This window comes from Streptomyces sp. WAC06614 (assembly GCF_003949795.1).
Taxonomy (GTDB): domain Bacteria; phylum Actinomycetota; class Actinomycetes; order Streptomycetales; family Streptomycetaceae; genus Streptomyces.
On the sequence record NZ_RPRY01000063.1, the window covers coordinates 13,654 to 28,635 of the forward strand.

Annotated in this window: 14 protein-coding genes; 4 read left to right on the plus strand and 10 right to left on the minus strand. The window is 73.5% G+C overall.

The features are described from left to right. The first annotated feature begins 26 nt into the window (after positions 1-26). Positions 27-956 (plus strand): ATP-binding cassette domain-containing protein, encoded by a 930-nt coding sequence (locus EF918_RS11635; RefSeq protein ID WP_260610088.1) that lies wholly within the window; start codon positions 27-29, stop codon positions 954-956. Continuing rightward, positions 953-1,699, plus strand: a complete 747-nt coding sequence (locus EF918_RS11640; RefSeq protein ID WP_125644499.1) for an ABC transporter permease — start codon at positions 953-955, stop codon at positions 1,697-1,699. The genes EF918_RS11635 and EF918_RS11640 overlap by 4 nt, the downstream gene beginning before the upstream one ends. A 5-nt stretch (positions 1,700-1,704) precedes the next feature. Here the strand turns inward: EF918_RS11640 and EF918_RS11645 are convergent, their stop codons facing one another. From EF918_RS11645 to EF918_RS11685, 10 genes are all read right to left on the minus strand, one after another. Continuing rightward, a complete protein-coding gene (locus tag EF918_RS11645; protein WP_185921705.1) occupies positions 1,705-4,119 on the minus strand; it encodes a tetratricopeptide repeat protein in 2,415 nt (804 codons plus the stop codon). Continuing rightward, positions 4,119-4,481, minus strand: a complete 363-nt coding sequence (locus EF918_RS36910; RefSeq protein WP_185921706.1) for a hypothetical protein — start codon at positions 4,479-4,481, stop codon at positions 4,119-4,121. The genes EF918_RS11645 and EF918_RS36910 overlap by 1 nt, the downstream gene beginning before the upstream one ends. Positions 4,482-4,613: 132 nt before the next feature. Beyond that, positions 4,614-4,886 (minus strand): DUF1876 domain-containing protein, encoded by a 273-nt coding sequence (locus EF918_RS11650; protein ID WP_125644504.1) that lies wholly within the window; start codon positions 4,884-4,886, stop codon positions 4,614-4,616. 120 nt (positions 4,887-5,006) lie between these two features. Beyond that, a complete protein-coding gene (locus tag EF918_RS11655) occupies positions 5,007-5,618 on the minus strand; it encodes a TetR/AcrR family transcriptional regulator (protein ID WP_125644506.1) in 612 nt (203 codons plus the stop codon). Between the two features lie 75 nt (positions 5,619-5,693). Then, positions 5,694-6,695, minus strand: coding sequence for a porphobilinogen synthase (gene hemB / locus EF918_RS11660; protein ID WP_125644508.1), 1,002 nt, complete (start codon positions 6,693-6,695; stop codon positions 5,694-5,696). Positions 6,696-7,019: 324 nt separating this feature from the next. Then, a complete protein-coding gene (locus tag EF918_RS11665; protein ID WP_125644510.1) occupies positions 7,020-8,687 on the minus strand; it encodes a bifunctional uroporphyrinogen-III C-methyltransferase/uroporphyrinogen-III synthase in 1,668 nt (555 codons plus the stop codon). Then, complete coding sequence (gene hemC / locus EF918_RS11670; RefSeq protein ID WP_125644512.1) at positions 8,684-9,652, minus strand: hydroxymethylbilane synthase; 969 nt, start codon at positions 9,650-9,652, stop codon at positions 8,684-8,686. Before hemC ends, EF918_RS11665 begins: the two co-directional genes overlap by 4 nt. Further along, positions 9,649-11,355, minus strand: a complete 1,707-nt coding sequence (locus tag EF918_RS11675; RefSeq protein ID WP_125644514.1) for a glutamyl-tRNA reductase — start codon at positions 11,353-11,355, stop codon at positions 9,649-9,651. The genes hemC and EF918_RS11675 overlap by 4 nt, the downstream gene beginning before the upstream one ends. Beyond that, complete coding sequence (locus tag EF918_RS11680; protein WP_125644516.1) at positions 11,352-12,245, minus strand: redox-sensing transcriptional repressor Rex; 894 nt, start codon at positions 12,243-12,245, stop codon at positions 11,352-11,354. Before EF918_RS11680 ends, EF918_RS11675 begins: the two co-directional genes overlap by 4 nt. Positions 12,246-12,376: 131 nt before the next feature. Beyond that, the gene (locus EF918_RS11685; protein WP_125644519.1) at positions 12,377-12,655 is read right to left on the minus strand and encodes a glutaredoxin family protein; all 279 of its coding nucleotides are present in this window, start codon (positions 12,653-12,655) and stop codon (positions 12,377-12,379) included. Between the two features lie 108 nt (positions 12,656-12,763). Between EF918_RS11685 and EF918_RS11690 the strand changes: the two genes are divergently transcribed. After that, entirely contained in the window at positions 12,764-13,783 is a 1,020-nt protein-coding gene (locus EF918_RS11690; protein WP_125644521.1) for an HAD family phosphatase, read from the plus strand. A gap of 328 nt (positions 13,784-14,111) precedes the next feature. Continuing rightward, positions 14,112-14,982 (plus strand): ECF subfamily RNA polymerase sigma factor, BldN family (locus tag EF918_RS11695; RefSeq protein ID WP_125644523.1); only part of this gene is annotated, 871 nt, incomplete at its 3' end.

Below are 14,982 nucleotides of genomic sequence, written 5' to 3' on the forward strand. Positions count from 1 at the left end.
TACGCAGAACGCGGAAGGGAGCCCCCGTGCCACGAGGCACCGAGTTCGGAATCCACGCCACCGCCCTGTCCAAGTCCTACGGCGACCGGCGCGTGCTGGACGCCCTGCACCTCACCGTCCCCACCGGCAGCGTCTGCGCCCTGCTAGGTCCCAACGGCGCCGGCAAGACCACCACCGTGCGGATCCTGGCCACCCTCGTCACGGCCGACTCCGGCACCGCCCGGGTCGCCGGGCACGACATCACCGCCGAACGGGCCCGGGTCCGCCGGGCCATCGCCCTGACCGGGCAGTTCGCGGCCGTGGACGACCTCCAGACGGGTGTCGAGACCCTGCGGATGACGGCCCGGCTGGCCGGACTGACCACCGCCGAGGCCCGGGCCCGGGCCGACGAACTGCTGGAGCGCTTCGGCCTGACCGAGGCCGGCGGCCGGCTCGCCCGGACCTACTCGGGCGGCATGCGGCGCCGCCTCGACCTCGCCGCGAGCCTGGTCGGCCGGCCGCGGGTGCTGTTCCTGGACGAGCCGACGACGGGACTCGACCCGCGCAGCCGCCAGGAGCTGTGGGAGGTGGTGCGCGACCTGCGCGAGGACGGCGCCACGGTGCTGCTGACCACCCAGTACCTGGAGGAGGCCGACCGGCTCGCCGACCGGATCAGCGTCCTGGACGCCGGGCGGACCGTCGCCGAGGGCACGGCCGCCGAACTCAAGTCGCGCGTCGCCGGCCACCGCCTGGACCTGGTCCTGACCTCCCGCGAGGCGTACGAGGCCCTGGCCGCGCGGGCCGTCCACCACGCGCCGGACGAACTGACCCTCGGCATCCCCACGGACGGCTCGGCCGCGCAGGTCCGGACGCTGCTGGACGAGCTGGACCCGGACCGCACCGCCGTCGACCGCTTCGCCGTGCGCACTGCCACCCTCGACGACGTGTTCCTCACCCTGACGGGAGCCGACCGATGACGACCGCGACCTTGTCCGCGCGCAGCCTGCGCATGAGCCTGCGCAGCCCCGACGCTCTGCTCACGGCACTGATGCTGCCGGTCATGCTGATGCTGATCTTCGTGTACTTCTTCGGCGGCGCGATCGACACCGGAGACGGCAGCGCGTACGTCACCTACGTCGTCCCCGGCGCGATGCTGCTGTGCGCGGGCTTCGGTGCGGCCTCGACGGCCGTGACGGTCAGTCAGGACATGGCCGGCGGTGTCGTGGACCGCTTCCGCGCCCTCGACATAGGCGGCGTCCCGATCCTGGCCGCCCACGTCACGGCGTCGGTCCTGCGCAATCTGGTCTCGACCGGGCTGGTCCTCGCCGTCGCCCTGGCGATCGGCTTCCGCCCGGAAGCGGGCGCGTCCGGACTGCTGGCGGCAGCCGGCCTCCTGACCGCGTACATCACGTCGATCTCCTGGCTGGCGGCGGCGCTGGGACTGCTGGCCAGGTCGCCGGAGGCGGCAGGCGGGTTCACCTTCCTGATGATGTTCCTGCCCTACCCCTCCTCGGCGTTCGTCCCCATCTCCACGATGCCCAGCTGGCTCCACGGCTTCGCCGAGCACCAGCCCCTGACGCCGGTCATCGAGTCCCTCCGCGCCCTGCTGATGTCGCACCCGGCGGGGAACGCCCCCTGGACGGCCCTGGCCTGGTGCGCGGGCATCACGGCCGTCTCCATGGCCCTGACGGCCGTACTGTTCCGCCGCCGCACCCGCTGAACGGCCTACCGGCTCCGCCGCAACCACCGGCGGAGCCGGGGCCAGGGGCCGGGGCGGAGCCCGGCACGCGCCTCGACCAGGAGCTCGGCCGCTTCCGCGCGTGACGCGGCGTCGCCCAGGAGCGCGTACGCCTCCTCGACCCTCAGCAGCAAGGCCTCCGCCTCCTGGTACCGCTCCAACTGGATCAGCGCACGGCCCAGCAGCACCTGCCCGGCAGGCTCCTCGACGCCCCTCAGCAGCTCGACGGCACGCTCCAGCAGGGGCCGCGCCTCGCGCGGCCGACCCCATCGGAACAGCACGTGTGCCATGTGGCCCGCCAGGAGCGCTTCGAGATACGGCTCGTGCGCTTCCTGGTAGAGCGTGCGGCACTCCTGGTAGGCGGCCAAGGCCTGGTCGCGCCGCCCCAGGAACGCCAGCGAGTCACCCAGCTGTCGCAGCACCGCAGCGATCTGACGTTGCACGCCGTGCTCCCGGAACAGCTGCAAGGCGTGCAGGTACGTCTCGACGGCCTCTTCGTGACGGTCGGCCTGTGCCAGCGTCAGAGCCAGTTCGTCCAGGGCGTCGGCCGTCCTGAGGTCGTCGTCCAGCCCTGCCAGGAGCTCCACCGCCCGCTCCCGGGCCCGGACCGCCTCGTCCGTGCGCCCCTGCGTGAGCAGCGCCGCCCCGTGCATCTCCAACAGGTCTGCCTCCACCCCGCGGTCTCCCTCTTCCCGGGCCATCCGCAAGGCCTTCCGCCGCGCCGCCTCGGCCTCCTCGTACCGGCCGCCCTTGCGCAGCTGCTCGGCCCAGTTGCCCATCTGCCGCGCCGTCTCGGCCGTGACGTCGTCCGGGACGACCCTCGCGATCGCTTCCCTGACCGCGCGGGCCTCCTCGTGCTGCCCACCGGTGCTCAGGATTTCGCCGAGCACGTCCAGCATGGCCACCACGGTGTCCCGATCGCCCATCCTGCGGGCCGCCGCTGCGGCCAGCCCGCACATCGCGGCCAGGTCCGTGAACCGGCCCCGGCGAACCAGGTAGATCTTCAGGTAGTCGGTGACGAGCAGCACCCCGGAGGCCAATCCCAGACGGTCCACGACGCGGGCGGCCCACATCACGGTGTCCACCTCGGCATCCAGCCAGCCCACGGCACCGGACACTTCGGGGAACGGGTCGTGCCCCGGCTCGCGCGGGCCCGCTTCCATGCGGCTGCTCGCACGACCGGCCAGCTCGATGAGCCCGGTCATGAACTTCGCACGCGCCACGGTCTGTTCGCCCGCTGCTCCCTCGACCGTGTCCGCGTAGAGCCGGACCAGGTCGTGCATCCCCCAACGCCCCGACCCCACCGGCTGCTCGGTCACCAGACCGGCCCCGGCCAGGCCCGCCAGCAGCTCCCGTACGGCACCGAGCGCCTGCGCCGTCCACTGCGGCTCCCCGTCCCCGGTGCGGACGAGGGCCACCGCCACCTCCGTGGTGCAACAAGGCCCCGGATGCACCGGCAACAGCCGCAGCAGCTGAGCCTGTTCGGGTGGGAGGCGGGCGTACGAGACGTCGAAGGCCGCTCGGACGCCGGTGGGCAGGCCCGAGCGGTCCGGGGGGCTCAGTCGTTCCAGGCGGAGCTTGGCGTCGGCCAGTTGGGCGGCGTACGCGCCGAGTCCGAGGCCCGGGTCGCGGGCCAGGGCCGCCGCGGCCACGGTCAGGGCCAGCGGGAGGCCGCCGCAGTGCTGGGCCACGGCCGACAGGGCTTCCGGTTCGGCCGTCGGCCGCGGGTCCTGCGCCCAGGTCTGGCGCAGCCTGGCCGTGACCAGTTCCTCGGCCGGTACGGCGCCCAGCTCGTCCAGGGCCAGCACCCGCGCCGGGAAATCGGCGGCGACCAGCCGGTCCCGGGAGGTCACCAGCAGCCGGTGCGCGTCCCCGCCGGGCGGCACCAGGTCCCGTACCTGCCCGACCTCGGCCACGTCGTCGGCGACGACCAGCACCCGCCGGCCGGCGGCCTCCCGTTGCGCCAGCTCCGACCGGTAGCGGGCCAGCCGCCCCTCCGGCGTGGGCGGCAGCTCCTGCACGCCGAGCTCGCCCAGCAGTGTCACGAGCGCCTGCTCGGCGCTCACCGCCCCGTCACCGGTGTCGTAGCCGCGCAGTTCCACGAACAGCACCCCGCCGGTGAACCGCCCGCCCGTCAGGGCCTGTTGGGCGGCGGTCAGGGCCAGCGCGCTCTTGCCGACCCCCGCCAGCCCGGTGATCACCGTGGCCCGGGACCCGCCGGGCGCGAGCAGCCGGGCCAGTTCGGCCGTCTGCTCACCGCGCCCGACCAGCACCTCGGGGGCGTTGCGCAGGGCCCACAGCGCCTCCTGTGCAGGCGGCGACCCGACAAAATCCCCCGCGACCTGGACGACCTGGGCCTGTCCGGACGCCGTGGCCCGCTGCCGCAGGCGTCGTTCGGCCACTACTCGGCCGCGCCCTCTCCCCGGCCCTGCCGGATCTCGGAGTCCCCGCGGCCGTCGGCCCGCTGCCGTACGGTGCCCGCTCCACCGTTGCCGTGCTCCTGCACGATCCGGGCCCGTCCCCGGGCCCTGGCCGTCTGCGACACCGACCCGCCCCCGCCGGAGCCGGCAGTCCCGGCCCACCATGCGCCGGCCGCGACGGCGGCGGCCGCCACCGCCCCGGCGAAGGCCCCCGCGACCGCCACCGCGTCGCTGTCCTTCTCCGGCAGCCAGCCGAACGGATCCGACCGGGCCAGCCCGTACGCCACCCCGAACACCACGGCCGCCGCGAGTACGACGACCACCCACTTCGCGCTACGTCCCATACCCAGCACGATGGCACCGCGCCCGCTCGCCCGTACCGGTTTCCCCGCAACCGGACCGCGACCGTAACGCGCAGGACCGTGCCGGCCCGTGCCGCGTTCGGCACGGTCCGGCACGGTCCGGCCCCGGCCTCCTCAGCCGACCAGCGGGTACGAGTGCCGTCCGCTGGCCTCGTCGATCTCGGTGTGCGCCTTGCCCAGCAGCTGCGACGACAGATCCATCAGCGCCCGCGCGCCCGCGATCTCCTCCCCCACCCTCAGCTGCTCCGCGTCGGACGGATGACGCATCGCGTAGCCGCGCGCCTTCAGCTCCGTCCCGTCCGCGAGCCTGAGCATGGCCGCCGCATTGGTGCGGTGGCCGTCCTCGGAGAACTCCATCTCTATGTGCCACCCGACGAGCGTGGACATCCTGGATCACCTCCAGAGCTCGATCGACCTCTCGACCTCTTCCTCCAGCGTGCGCCCGCCCCGCCGATTCCGCACCGGCGCGGGGGATCGTCTCCGATCCGTGACCTCGCGACCCCGCCGCTACGTGGGCACGCCCGCCTCGACCGGCGCCAGCGAGCGCCAGATCGCGTCCGGCAGGGCCCGGGCCGCCTCGCCCAGGTCGAGGTCGTAGGTGCTGGACAGCCAGCGGCGGGCGGCCTCGGCCACCGGTCCCATGACCAGCACCTCGATCAGCGGCCCCGGCAGCGGGACGATCTCGCCCTTGGCCATGCGGGAACCCATCCAGGCCGTGATGCCCGCGAGTTGCGCCTCCTTGGCGGCGCGGATCTCCTCGGCGTGGACCGCCAGGTAGCCGGCGTAGGCGGAGGCGTGCAGGAACAGCGCCGCGTCGCGGTGCTCCTCGGTGAAGCGCAGGTAGGCGCGCACCAGGGCCTGGACCCCGGTACGCGCCGTACGGGTGCGCACGACGGCCTCGGTGAGCTGCTCGAACAGCCGGCTCATGCAGCGCGTGTACAAGGCGGCGGCCAGCCCGTCGAAGCTGCCGAAGTGGTGGTAGAGACTGCCCAGGCTGACCCCGCTGGCGGCCGTCACGGCGTTCACGGTGAAGCCCTGTTGACCGGACTCGGCGTACACGCGCAAGGCGGTGGTCAGGAGCAGGTCGACGGTGGCCTCGCCACGCTGTTGCTTCACCATGGCGGTCAGAGTAGACCGGCAGGTGGCGGGTGACGGGCGCCCTGCGCACACCCGCCGCCCGCCCCGCGGTACGGCTCAGCGCGAGCGGTTCAGCCAGCCCGCGACCTCGGTCGCCCAGTAGGTCAGGATCGTGTCCGCGCCCGCCCGCTTGATGCCGGTCAGCGTCTCCAGGATCGCCCGGTCGCGCTCGACCCAGCCCTTCTCCGCGGCGGCCTCGATCATCGCGTACTCGCCGGAGATCTGGTACGCGGCCACCGGCACGTCCACGGCCTGCGCGACCCGGTACAGGATGTCCAGGTACGGGCCCGCCGGCTTGACCATGACCATGTCGGCGCCCTCCTCCAGGTCGAGCGCCAGCTCCCGCAGGGACTCCCGGGCATTGGCCGGGTCCTGCTGGTAGGTCTTGCGGTCGCCCTGGAGGGAGGAGGCCACGGCCTCGCGGAAGGGCCCGTAGAACGCCGAGGAGTACTTGGCCGTGTAGGCGAGGATCGACACGTCCTCGTGGCCGGTCTCGTCGAGCGCGTCACGGATGACCCCGACCTGCCCGTCCATCATCCCGCTGGGCCCGACGACGTGGACGCCGGCGTCGGCCTGGACCTGGGCCATCTCGGCGTACCGCTCCAGCGTGGCGTCGTTGTCGACGCGGCCGTCCGCGTCCAGGACGCCGCAGTGGCCGTGGTCGGTGTACTCGTCCAGGCACAGGTCGGACATGATGACCAGGTCGTCGCCGACCTCCGCCTTCACGTCGCGGATGGCGAGCTGGAGGATGCCGTCGGGCTCGGTGCCCGCCGTGCCCAGCGCGTCCTTGTTCTCGTCCGCCGGCACCCCGAACAGCATGATCCCGGCGACGCCGGCCGCCACGGCCTCGGCGGCCGCCTTGCGCAGCGTGTCGCGGGTGTGCTGGACCACGCCGGGCATCGCCGAGATCGGCAGCGGCTCGGTGATGCCCTCGCGGACGAACGCCGGGAGGATCAGGTCCGAGGGGTGCAGCCGGGTCTCGGCGACCATGCGGCGCATCGCCGGGGTGGTCCGCAGGCGGCGGGGCCGCGAGCCGGGGAAGGATCCGTACACGCTCATGTTCAGTTCGCCTCTGGGTGGATTCGCAGAACCAGGGCTTCCAGCCTAGGCCCCTCCAGGGGCTGCGCCCCCGGACCCCCAGCCATCGAACGCCGGCCGGGCCGAAAGGACCCTGGGGCTCAGCCCCGGACCCGTTCCGGACGCTCCGCGCCCGGTTCGCCTCAAACGCCGGCGGGGCTGGATCAATCCAGCCCCGCCGCGTTGGAGGCGCTGAGGCCCGGGGCAGAGCCCCCGAAACCCGGAGCCGGGCCCGGGCCGGCAACGCCGGGGCGGGCCGAGGCCGGGCCCGCCAGGGCCGGGGCCCCGGGGGCTGCCGAGCCCCCGTTACGTCGTGCGGCGGCGGCGGGCGCCGGGACGGCGTTCGCTCGGGCGGGAGACGGTTTCGCCCGCCTCCCTGGCGGCCTCACGGCGCGCAGCGCCGTACTCGGCCAGCGCCTCCGCCAGCTTCGAGACACTCGGCTCGGGCGAGAGCACGTCCACCCGCAGCCCGTGCTCCTCCGCGGTCTTCGCCGTGGCCGGCCCGATACAGGCGATCACGGTCACGTTGTGCGGCTTGCCGGCGATCCCGACCAGGTTCCGCACGGTCGACGACGACGTGAAGAGAACGGCGTCGAAGCCGCCGCCCTTGATCGCCTCGCGCGTCTCCGCCGGCGGCGGCGACGCGCGCACGGTCCGGTAGGCGGTGACGTCGTCGACCTCCCAGCCGAGCTCTATCAGCCCGGCCACCAGCGTCTCCGTCGCGATGTCGGCACGCGGCAGGAACACCCGGTCGATCGGGTCGAAGACCGGGTCGTAGGGCGGCCAGTCCTCCAGCAGCCCGGCCGCGGACTGCTCACCGCTGGGCACGAGGTCCGGCTTCACGCCGAACTCCACCAGCGCCGCGGCGGTCTGCTCGCCCACCGCCGCGACCTTGATCCCGGCGAAGGCACGGGCGTCGAGCCCGTACTCCTCGAACTTCTCCCGGACCGCCTTCACGGCGTTGACCGAGGTGAAGGCGATCCACTCGTAGCGGCCCGTGACCAGGCCCTTGACCGCGCGCTCCATCTGCTGCGGGGTCCGCGGCGGCTCGACCGCGATGGTCGGCACCTCGTGCGGGACCGCGCCGTAGGACCGCAGCTGGTCCGACAGGGACGCCGCCTGCTCCTTGGTCCGCGGCACCAGCACCCGCCAGCCGAACAGCGGCTTCGACTCGAACCACGCCAGCTCGTCGCGGCGGGACGTCGTGGAGGTCTCCCCGACCACGGCTATCACCGCGCGGCCGCCCTCCGGCGAGGGCAGCACCTTGCCCTGCTTGAACACCTGGGCGATCGTCCCCAGCGTCGCGCACCACGTGCGCTGCCGGGTCGTCGTACCGGCCACGGTCACCGTGAGCGGGGTGTCGGGCTTGCGCCCGGCGCTCACCAGCTCCGCGGCGGCGCCCGCCACCGTCTCCAGCGTCGCGGAGACCACGAGGGTGCCGTCGCTGCCGCCCACCTCGGTCCAGCACCGGGCCGTGGCGGTCCGGGCGTCGACGAAACGGACGTCCGCGCCCTGCTTGTCGCGCAGCGGCACACCCGCGTACGCGGGCACACCGACCGCCGTCGCGACACCGGGCACGACCTCGAACGGGATGCCGGCGGAGGCGCACGCGAGCATCTCCTCGCCGGCGTTGCCGTCGAGACCGGGGTCGCCGGTCACCGCTCGGACGACCCGCCTGCCGGAGCGCGCAGCCTCCATGACAAGATTGGCTGCGTCCCGGATCACCGGGAGCCCGGCGGCTGCTGACGCCTCGTCAGCGACCGTCAGCTGCGGCATGTCGACGCCCGCGCGCGCGTGCGCCCGTACGACGTCCAGCACCTCGGGCTCCGCGATCAGGACGTCCGCGGCCGTGAGCGCCTCCACGGCGCGCAGCGTGAGCAGGCCCGGATCGCCGGGACCGGCACCGAGGAAGGTGACGTGGCCCTGGCCGGCGGCAGCCGGGAAGGCGGAGGTGGTGGGACTTGAGGGGTTCAAAGCGCTCGCTCCCCCATCAGACCGGCCGCGCCCTTGGCCAGCATCTCGTCCGCGAGTTCGCGGCCGAGCGCCATGGCCTCGTCGTGCGACTGGGGCACGGGACCGGTGGTGGACAGCTGCACCAGCGTGGAACCGTCGGTGGTGCCGACGACGCCGCGCAGGCGCATTTCGTTGACAATCTGCCCGTCGGCCAGAAGGTCGGCGAGCGCGCCCACGGGCGCGCTGCAGCCGGCCTCCAGGGCGGCGAGCAGGGACCGCTCGGCGGTCACGGCGACCCGGGTGTGCGGGTCGTCGAGTTCCCCGAGGGCGGCGATGAGCTCCGCGTTCGACGCGAGGCACTCCACGGCCAGGGCTCCCTGGCCGGGCGCGGGCAGCACGTGGTCGACCGCGAGGTGGTCGGTCACCTCGTCGCTGCGACCGATCCGGTTCAGCCCGGCGGCGGCGAGCACGACGGCGTCCAGCTCGCCGGCGTGCACGTAGCCGATGCGGGTGTCGACGTTGCCGCGGATCGCCACGGTCTCGATCGACTTGCCCAGGCTGCGGGCGTAGTGGTGCAGCTGCGCCATGCGGCGCGGCGAGCCGGTACCGACCCGCGCCCCGTCGGGCAGCTGCTCGAACGTCAGCCCGTCGCGCGCGACGAGTGCGTCCCGCGGGTCCTCCCGCGGCGGCACGGCCGCGATGACCAGCTCGTCGGGCTGCGTGGTGGGCAGGTCCTTCAGGCTGTGCACGGCGAAGTCGACCTCACCGCGCACCAGGGCGTCGCGCAGCGCGGTGACGAACACGCCGGTGCCGCCGATCTGCGCCAGGTTCTCCCGGGAGACGTCCCCGTACGTCGTGATCTCCACCAGTTCGACGGGGCGGCCGGTGACGGCCCGGACCGCGTCGGCGACATGGCCGGACTGGGACATGGCCAGCTTGCTGCGCCGCGTGCCGAGCCGGAGCGGCTGGTCGAGACGTGAATTCATGATGCCCGTCCTGAGTCGTCGTTCTTGTCGGCCCGGCTGACGGAGGCCACCGTCCTGGGGTCGAGATCGAAAAGTTCGCGCAGTGCCTCGGCGTACCCGGCGCCGCCGGGCTCGCTGGCGAGCTGCTTCACGCGCACCGTCGGCGCGTGCAGCAGCTTGTCGACGACACGGCGGACGGTCTGGGTCACCTCGGCCCGCTGCCGCTCGTCCAGCTCGGGGAGCCGGCCGTCGAGCCGGGCCACCTCCATGGCCACGACCTCGGCGGCCATCGCGCGCAGCGCGACCACGGTCGGGGTGATGTGCGCGGCCCGCTGCGCGGCGCCGAAGGCGGCCACCTCGTCGGCGACGATCCCGCGTACGGCGTCCACGTCGGCGGCCATCGGCGCGTCGGCCGAGGCCTCGGCGAGCGACTCGATGTCCACCAGGCGCACCCCGGGCAGCCGGTGCACGGCGGCGTCGATGTCCCGCGGCATGGCCAGGTCCAGCAGCGCCAGCCGCACCTGCGCGGGAGCCGCGGCCCGGACCTGCTTGCGCCGTGCCTGCGGCACCCGCTGCGCGGCGGCCTCGCCCTGGTCGGCCCAGGCCCCGTGCAGCTCCAGCGAGGACGCGTCGACCCCGGCCAACGCCGACCGCCCGGCCGACCCGGCGACCTCGACGGGACATCCCTCGGCCTCGCCGGCGGCGCTGAGCGTCCGCACGGCCCCGGCGTCGGCCAACCGCCCGAGCACGGCCGAAGCCGCGGCGAGCCGCGCGATGACGTCGGCCTCGGCGGCCCCGGCCGCAGCGGCGGAGCCGCCCGTGGCCGGCCCCGCCGGCGTGTGAGGCGCGGGGTCCGGGGCGGAGCCCCAGGACGAGGCGTCGGGCTCGGTCACGGCAAGGGCGGCGGCCACGTCGTCGGCGGTCAGGACCAGCCCGGTGGCGCCGGTGCACGACACCGCCACGTCGACTCGTGTCAGCTCGTCGGTGACGTCCGCCATCCCCACGGCCCGCGCGGCCACCCCGGTGCCGGAGGCACCGAGGATCTCCACCAGCCGCTCCGCCCGCTCCGCGGTCCGGTTGGCGACCACGATCTCGGCCACGCCGACCCGCGCCAGCGTCGCCGCGGCCAGCGACGACATCGACCCGGCGCCGATCACCAGCGCCCGCTTACCGGCGGCCCACTCCGTCACCGGCCGCCCCACGGCGAGCTGCTCCAGCCCGAACGTGACCAGCGACTGCCCGGCCCGGTCGATCCCGGTCTCGGAGTGCGCCCGCTTGCCGACCCGCAGCGCCTGCTGGAACAGGTCGTTGATCAGCCGGCCGGCGGTGTGCAGTTCCTGCCCGAGCGCCAGCGCGTCCTTGATCTGGCCGAGGATCTGGCCCTCGCCGACCACCATCGAGTCCAGCCCGCACGCCACCGAGAACAGATGGTGGACGGCCCGGTCCTCGTAGTGCACGTACAGGTACGGGGTGAGCTCCTCCAGCGCGACCCCGCTGTGCAGGGCGAGCAGCGTGGACAGCTCGGCGACACCGGCATGGAACTTGTCCACGTCGGCGTACAGCTCGATCCGGTTGCACGTGGCGAGCACGGCCGCCTCGGCCGCCGGCTCCGCCGCCAGCGTGTCGTGCAGCAGCTTGACCTTGGCGTCGACGGTCAGCGAGGCCCGCTCCAGCACGCTCACGGGCGCACTGCGGTGGCTCAGTCCTACGACGAGCAGACTCATGCCGGCATCACCGCCGGTACGTCGCCCTCGGGGCGCCCCTTGCGCGCGGCGGCAGCGGCGTCGTCGGCCGCGGCAGCGGCGGCGGCCGCGGACGCGACGGCGCCCGCGTCGGCGCCCGTGGCGCCGGAGGCCACGGCGGGCCGGGACGCGTCGGGCCCGGAGCCGACCGGTCCGGCCGCGCCGGCACCGGCACCGGGTCCGCCGGACCCGCCCTCGGCACCGGAGTCCTCGCCGGCCTTGCGCTGCTCGTGGAAGGCCAGGATCTGCAGCTCGATCGACAGGTCGACCTTGCGCACGTCGACGCCGTCCGGCACGGACAGCACGGTCGGCGCGAAGTTCAGGATGGAGGTGACCCCGGCGGCGACCAGCCGGTCGCACACCTGCTGCGCGGCACCCGCGGGCGTGGCGATGACGCCGATGGACACCCCGTTGTCGCTGATGATCTTTTCGAGCTCGTCGGTGTGCTGCACCGCGATACCGGCCACCGGCTTCCCGGCCATCGCCGGATCGGCGTCGATCAGCGCGGCCACGCGGAAGCCACGGGAGGCGAACCCGCCGTAGTTGGCCAGGGCGGCGCCGAGGTTACCGATGCCGACGATCACGACCGGCCAGTCCTGGGTCAGGCCGAGCTCGCGGGAGATCTGGTAGACGAGGTACTCGACGTCGTAGCCGACCCCGCGGGTGCCGTACGAGCCGAGGTAGGAGAAGTCCTTGCGCAGCTTCGCCGAGTTCACGCCGGCGGCAGCGGCGAGCTCTTCCGAGGACACCGTGGGCACCGAGCGCTCGGAGAGCGCCGTCAGGGCCCGCAGGTACAGCGGAAGCCGGGCGACGGTGGCCTCGGGGATGCCTCGGCTGCGGGTCGCCGGTCGGTGAGTTCGGCCAGTTGCCACGATGCTCCTGCGGGATGAGCGGGGCTGCAGGCGGCCTCTTGTCCCAGGACCGCCCCATCGACAGCAGGCTATGTCTTTGTGAACGCGTGCACAAAGATTGTGTCCGCTTTGTCCGACCAAAGTGACCGGGCTCACCCCTGCAGGGCCTGCCGCAACCGGTCGGGGTTCACGCGCCAGAACGTGTGCTGTTCACCGTCGACCAGGACGACCGGGATCTGCTCCCAGTGTCGCCGGTACAGCTCTTCGTCCTGGGTGATGTCCTTCTTCTCCCAGCGCGCGCCCGTCTCGGCACAGACCTGCTCGACGACCGCCTGGGCGTCGTCGCACAGATGGCAGCCCGGCTTCCCGATCAGCGTGACCAGCCTCTCGGCGGGATTCTTCTTTTCCTTACGGCGCAGCAGAGGACTCATACCCCTCATTCTGCTCCGCCCGCGCCGTAACGCCGGAGCCCCGCAGAGTTCACACAGCCGCATCCCCGCGGTTCGGGAACTCCCGAACACAGTGGCTATGCTCGCGTCATGGCCGCTCCCGGATGGCTCACCCCCCGTAGGCGCTCCACGACCGCGCGCAGCGTGCTCGCGGGCGAGGCCTCGGCCGAGGCCGCCCGCCAGACCGCGCTGGCCGCAGGGTCGGAGGGTCCGACGGACACCCCGCACGCCGACGCCGACGCGTACGCCGAGGGCGTCGGGCCCGAGGCCGCCGCGGTGACGGCCGCCGCCGCGCCCGGGCCCTCCCAGGCCCCGCCCCCGGAGTTCCCCGTCGCCGGCGACGACCTCGCCGCCGCCTTCTTCGACCTCGACAACACCGTCATGCAGGGCGCCGCGATATTCCACTTCGGCCGCGGCCTGTACAAGCGGGAGTTCTTCCGCCGCCGCGAGCTCGCCCGTTTCGCCTGGCAGCAGGCGTGGTTCCGGCTCGCCGGGGTCGAGGACCCCGACCACATGCAGGACGCCCGCGACAGCGCGCTGTCGATCGTCAAGGGGCACAAGGTCTCCGAGCTGATGGCGATCGGCGAGGAGATCTACGACGAGTACATGGCCGAGCGCATCTGGCCCGGCACCCGCGCCCTGGCCCAGGCGCACCTCGACGCCGGCCAGAAGGTCTGGCTGGTCACCGCCGCGCCCGTGGAGACGGCCACGATCATCGCCCGTCGGCTCGGACTGACCGGGGCGCTCGGCACGGTCGCCGAGTCCGTCGACGGCATCTACACCGGGCGCCTGGTCGGCGAGCCGCTGCACGGCCCCGCGAAGGCCGAGGCGGTCCGGGCGCTGGCCGCCGCCGAGGGGCTGGACCTGGCGCGCTGTGCGGCGTACAGCGATTCGCACAACGACATCCCGATGCTGTCGCTCGTCGGACATCCGTACGCGATCAATCCCGACACAAAACTGCGCAAGCATGCCCGGGCGCACGACTGGCGGCTGCGCGACTATCGGACCGGTCGCAAGGCCGTGAAGGTCGGCGTCCCGGCGGCCGCCGGGGTCGGCGCGCTGGCGGGCGGCGCGGCCGCCGCGATCGCCCTGCACAGGCGCCGCCGGTAGCCCCGGCGGGGACCGGTACGCCGCAGGGCAACCCCCCACCCCTACCCGCGGGTTCGGCGCGGCACTCGCGCATGTCCCGGTCGGTCGTGACAGGCCTCGGAAGCATCCATTCCGGACGCTCAATCGATCATTAAGCGATCACAGTCCGCGACCGAATATGCCCTCGACACGAAACAGAAGTGTCAGGAGCGATGATTTTCGCAACTGGGTGTAGTGCTGCCTGTACGAAGCGTTATTCTCCTCAGACGCATGCCACCGCCCATTCGTCGCCACGACGGGTGAACGGTCCCGCACTGCACGTGATGGAAGCTCTGCCTCTGGGAGTCCCGTGTACCCACCTGTCGGGGTTGACGCCTCGGGCCTGGCTACGCTCCGCGCAACGGTCCTCGACCACCTGCGCGGCTTCGTCCCCACCGCGTACGCCGTCCCCGCCTTCGCCGCCGCGGTCCCTGCCGGCCTCGGCCCTGCCGGTCCTTGCTATGCCCTGACCGACGGCGGAGCGACCGTGGGCAGACGAGGCCGTACGCCCGGCGGCGCGAGCCGTACCAGCGGCAGCGCGAGCAGCGGCGGCGGCACGGCCACCTCCACCACCCGCCGGCCCACCGCGGACAGCGACAGCGCCCGCATGATGGACCTCGTCGAGCGCGCCCAGGCGGGCGAGGCGGAGGCCTTCGGCCGGCTCTACGACCAGTACAGCGACACGGTGTACCGCTACATCTACTACCGCGTCGGCGGCAAGGCGACCGCGGAGGACCTCACCAGTGAGACCTTCCTGCGCGCGCTGCGCCGCATCTCCACCTTCACCTGGCAGGGCCGTGACTTCGGCGCCTGGCTGGTGACGATCGCCCGCAACCTGGTGGCCGACCACTTCAAGTCCAGCCGCTTCCGCCTGGAGGTCACGACGGGCGAGATGCTGGACGCCAACGAGGTGGAACGGTCCCCCGAGGACTCGGTGCTGGAGTCCCTCTCCAACGCGGCCCTGCTCGAAGCCGTCCGCAAGCTCAACCCGCAGCAGCAGGAGTGCGTCACGCTGCGCTTCCTCCAGGGCCTCTCGGTCGCCGAGACGGCCCGCGTGATGGGGAAGAACGAGGGTGCGATCAAGACCCTCCAGTACCGGGCGGTCCGCACCCTCGTTCTTCCCCATCACGCGGGCCGTCTCGGCGACCGAGAGGCCCTGGAGGAAGCGCAGCGTGACGCAC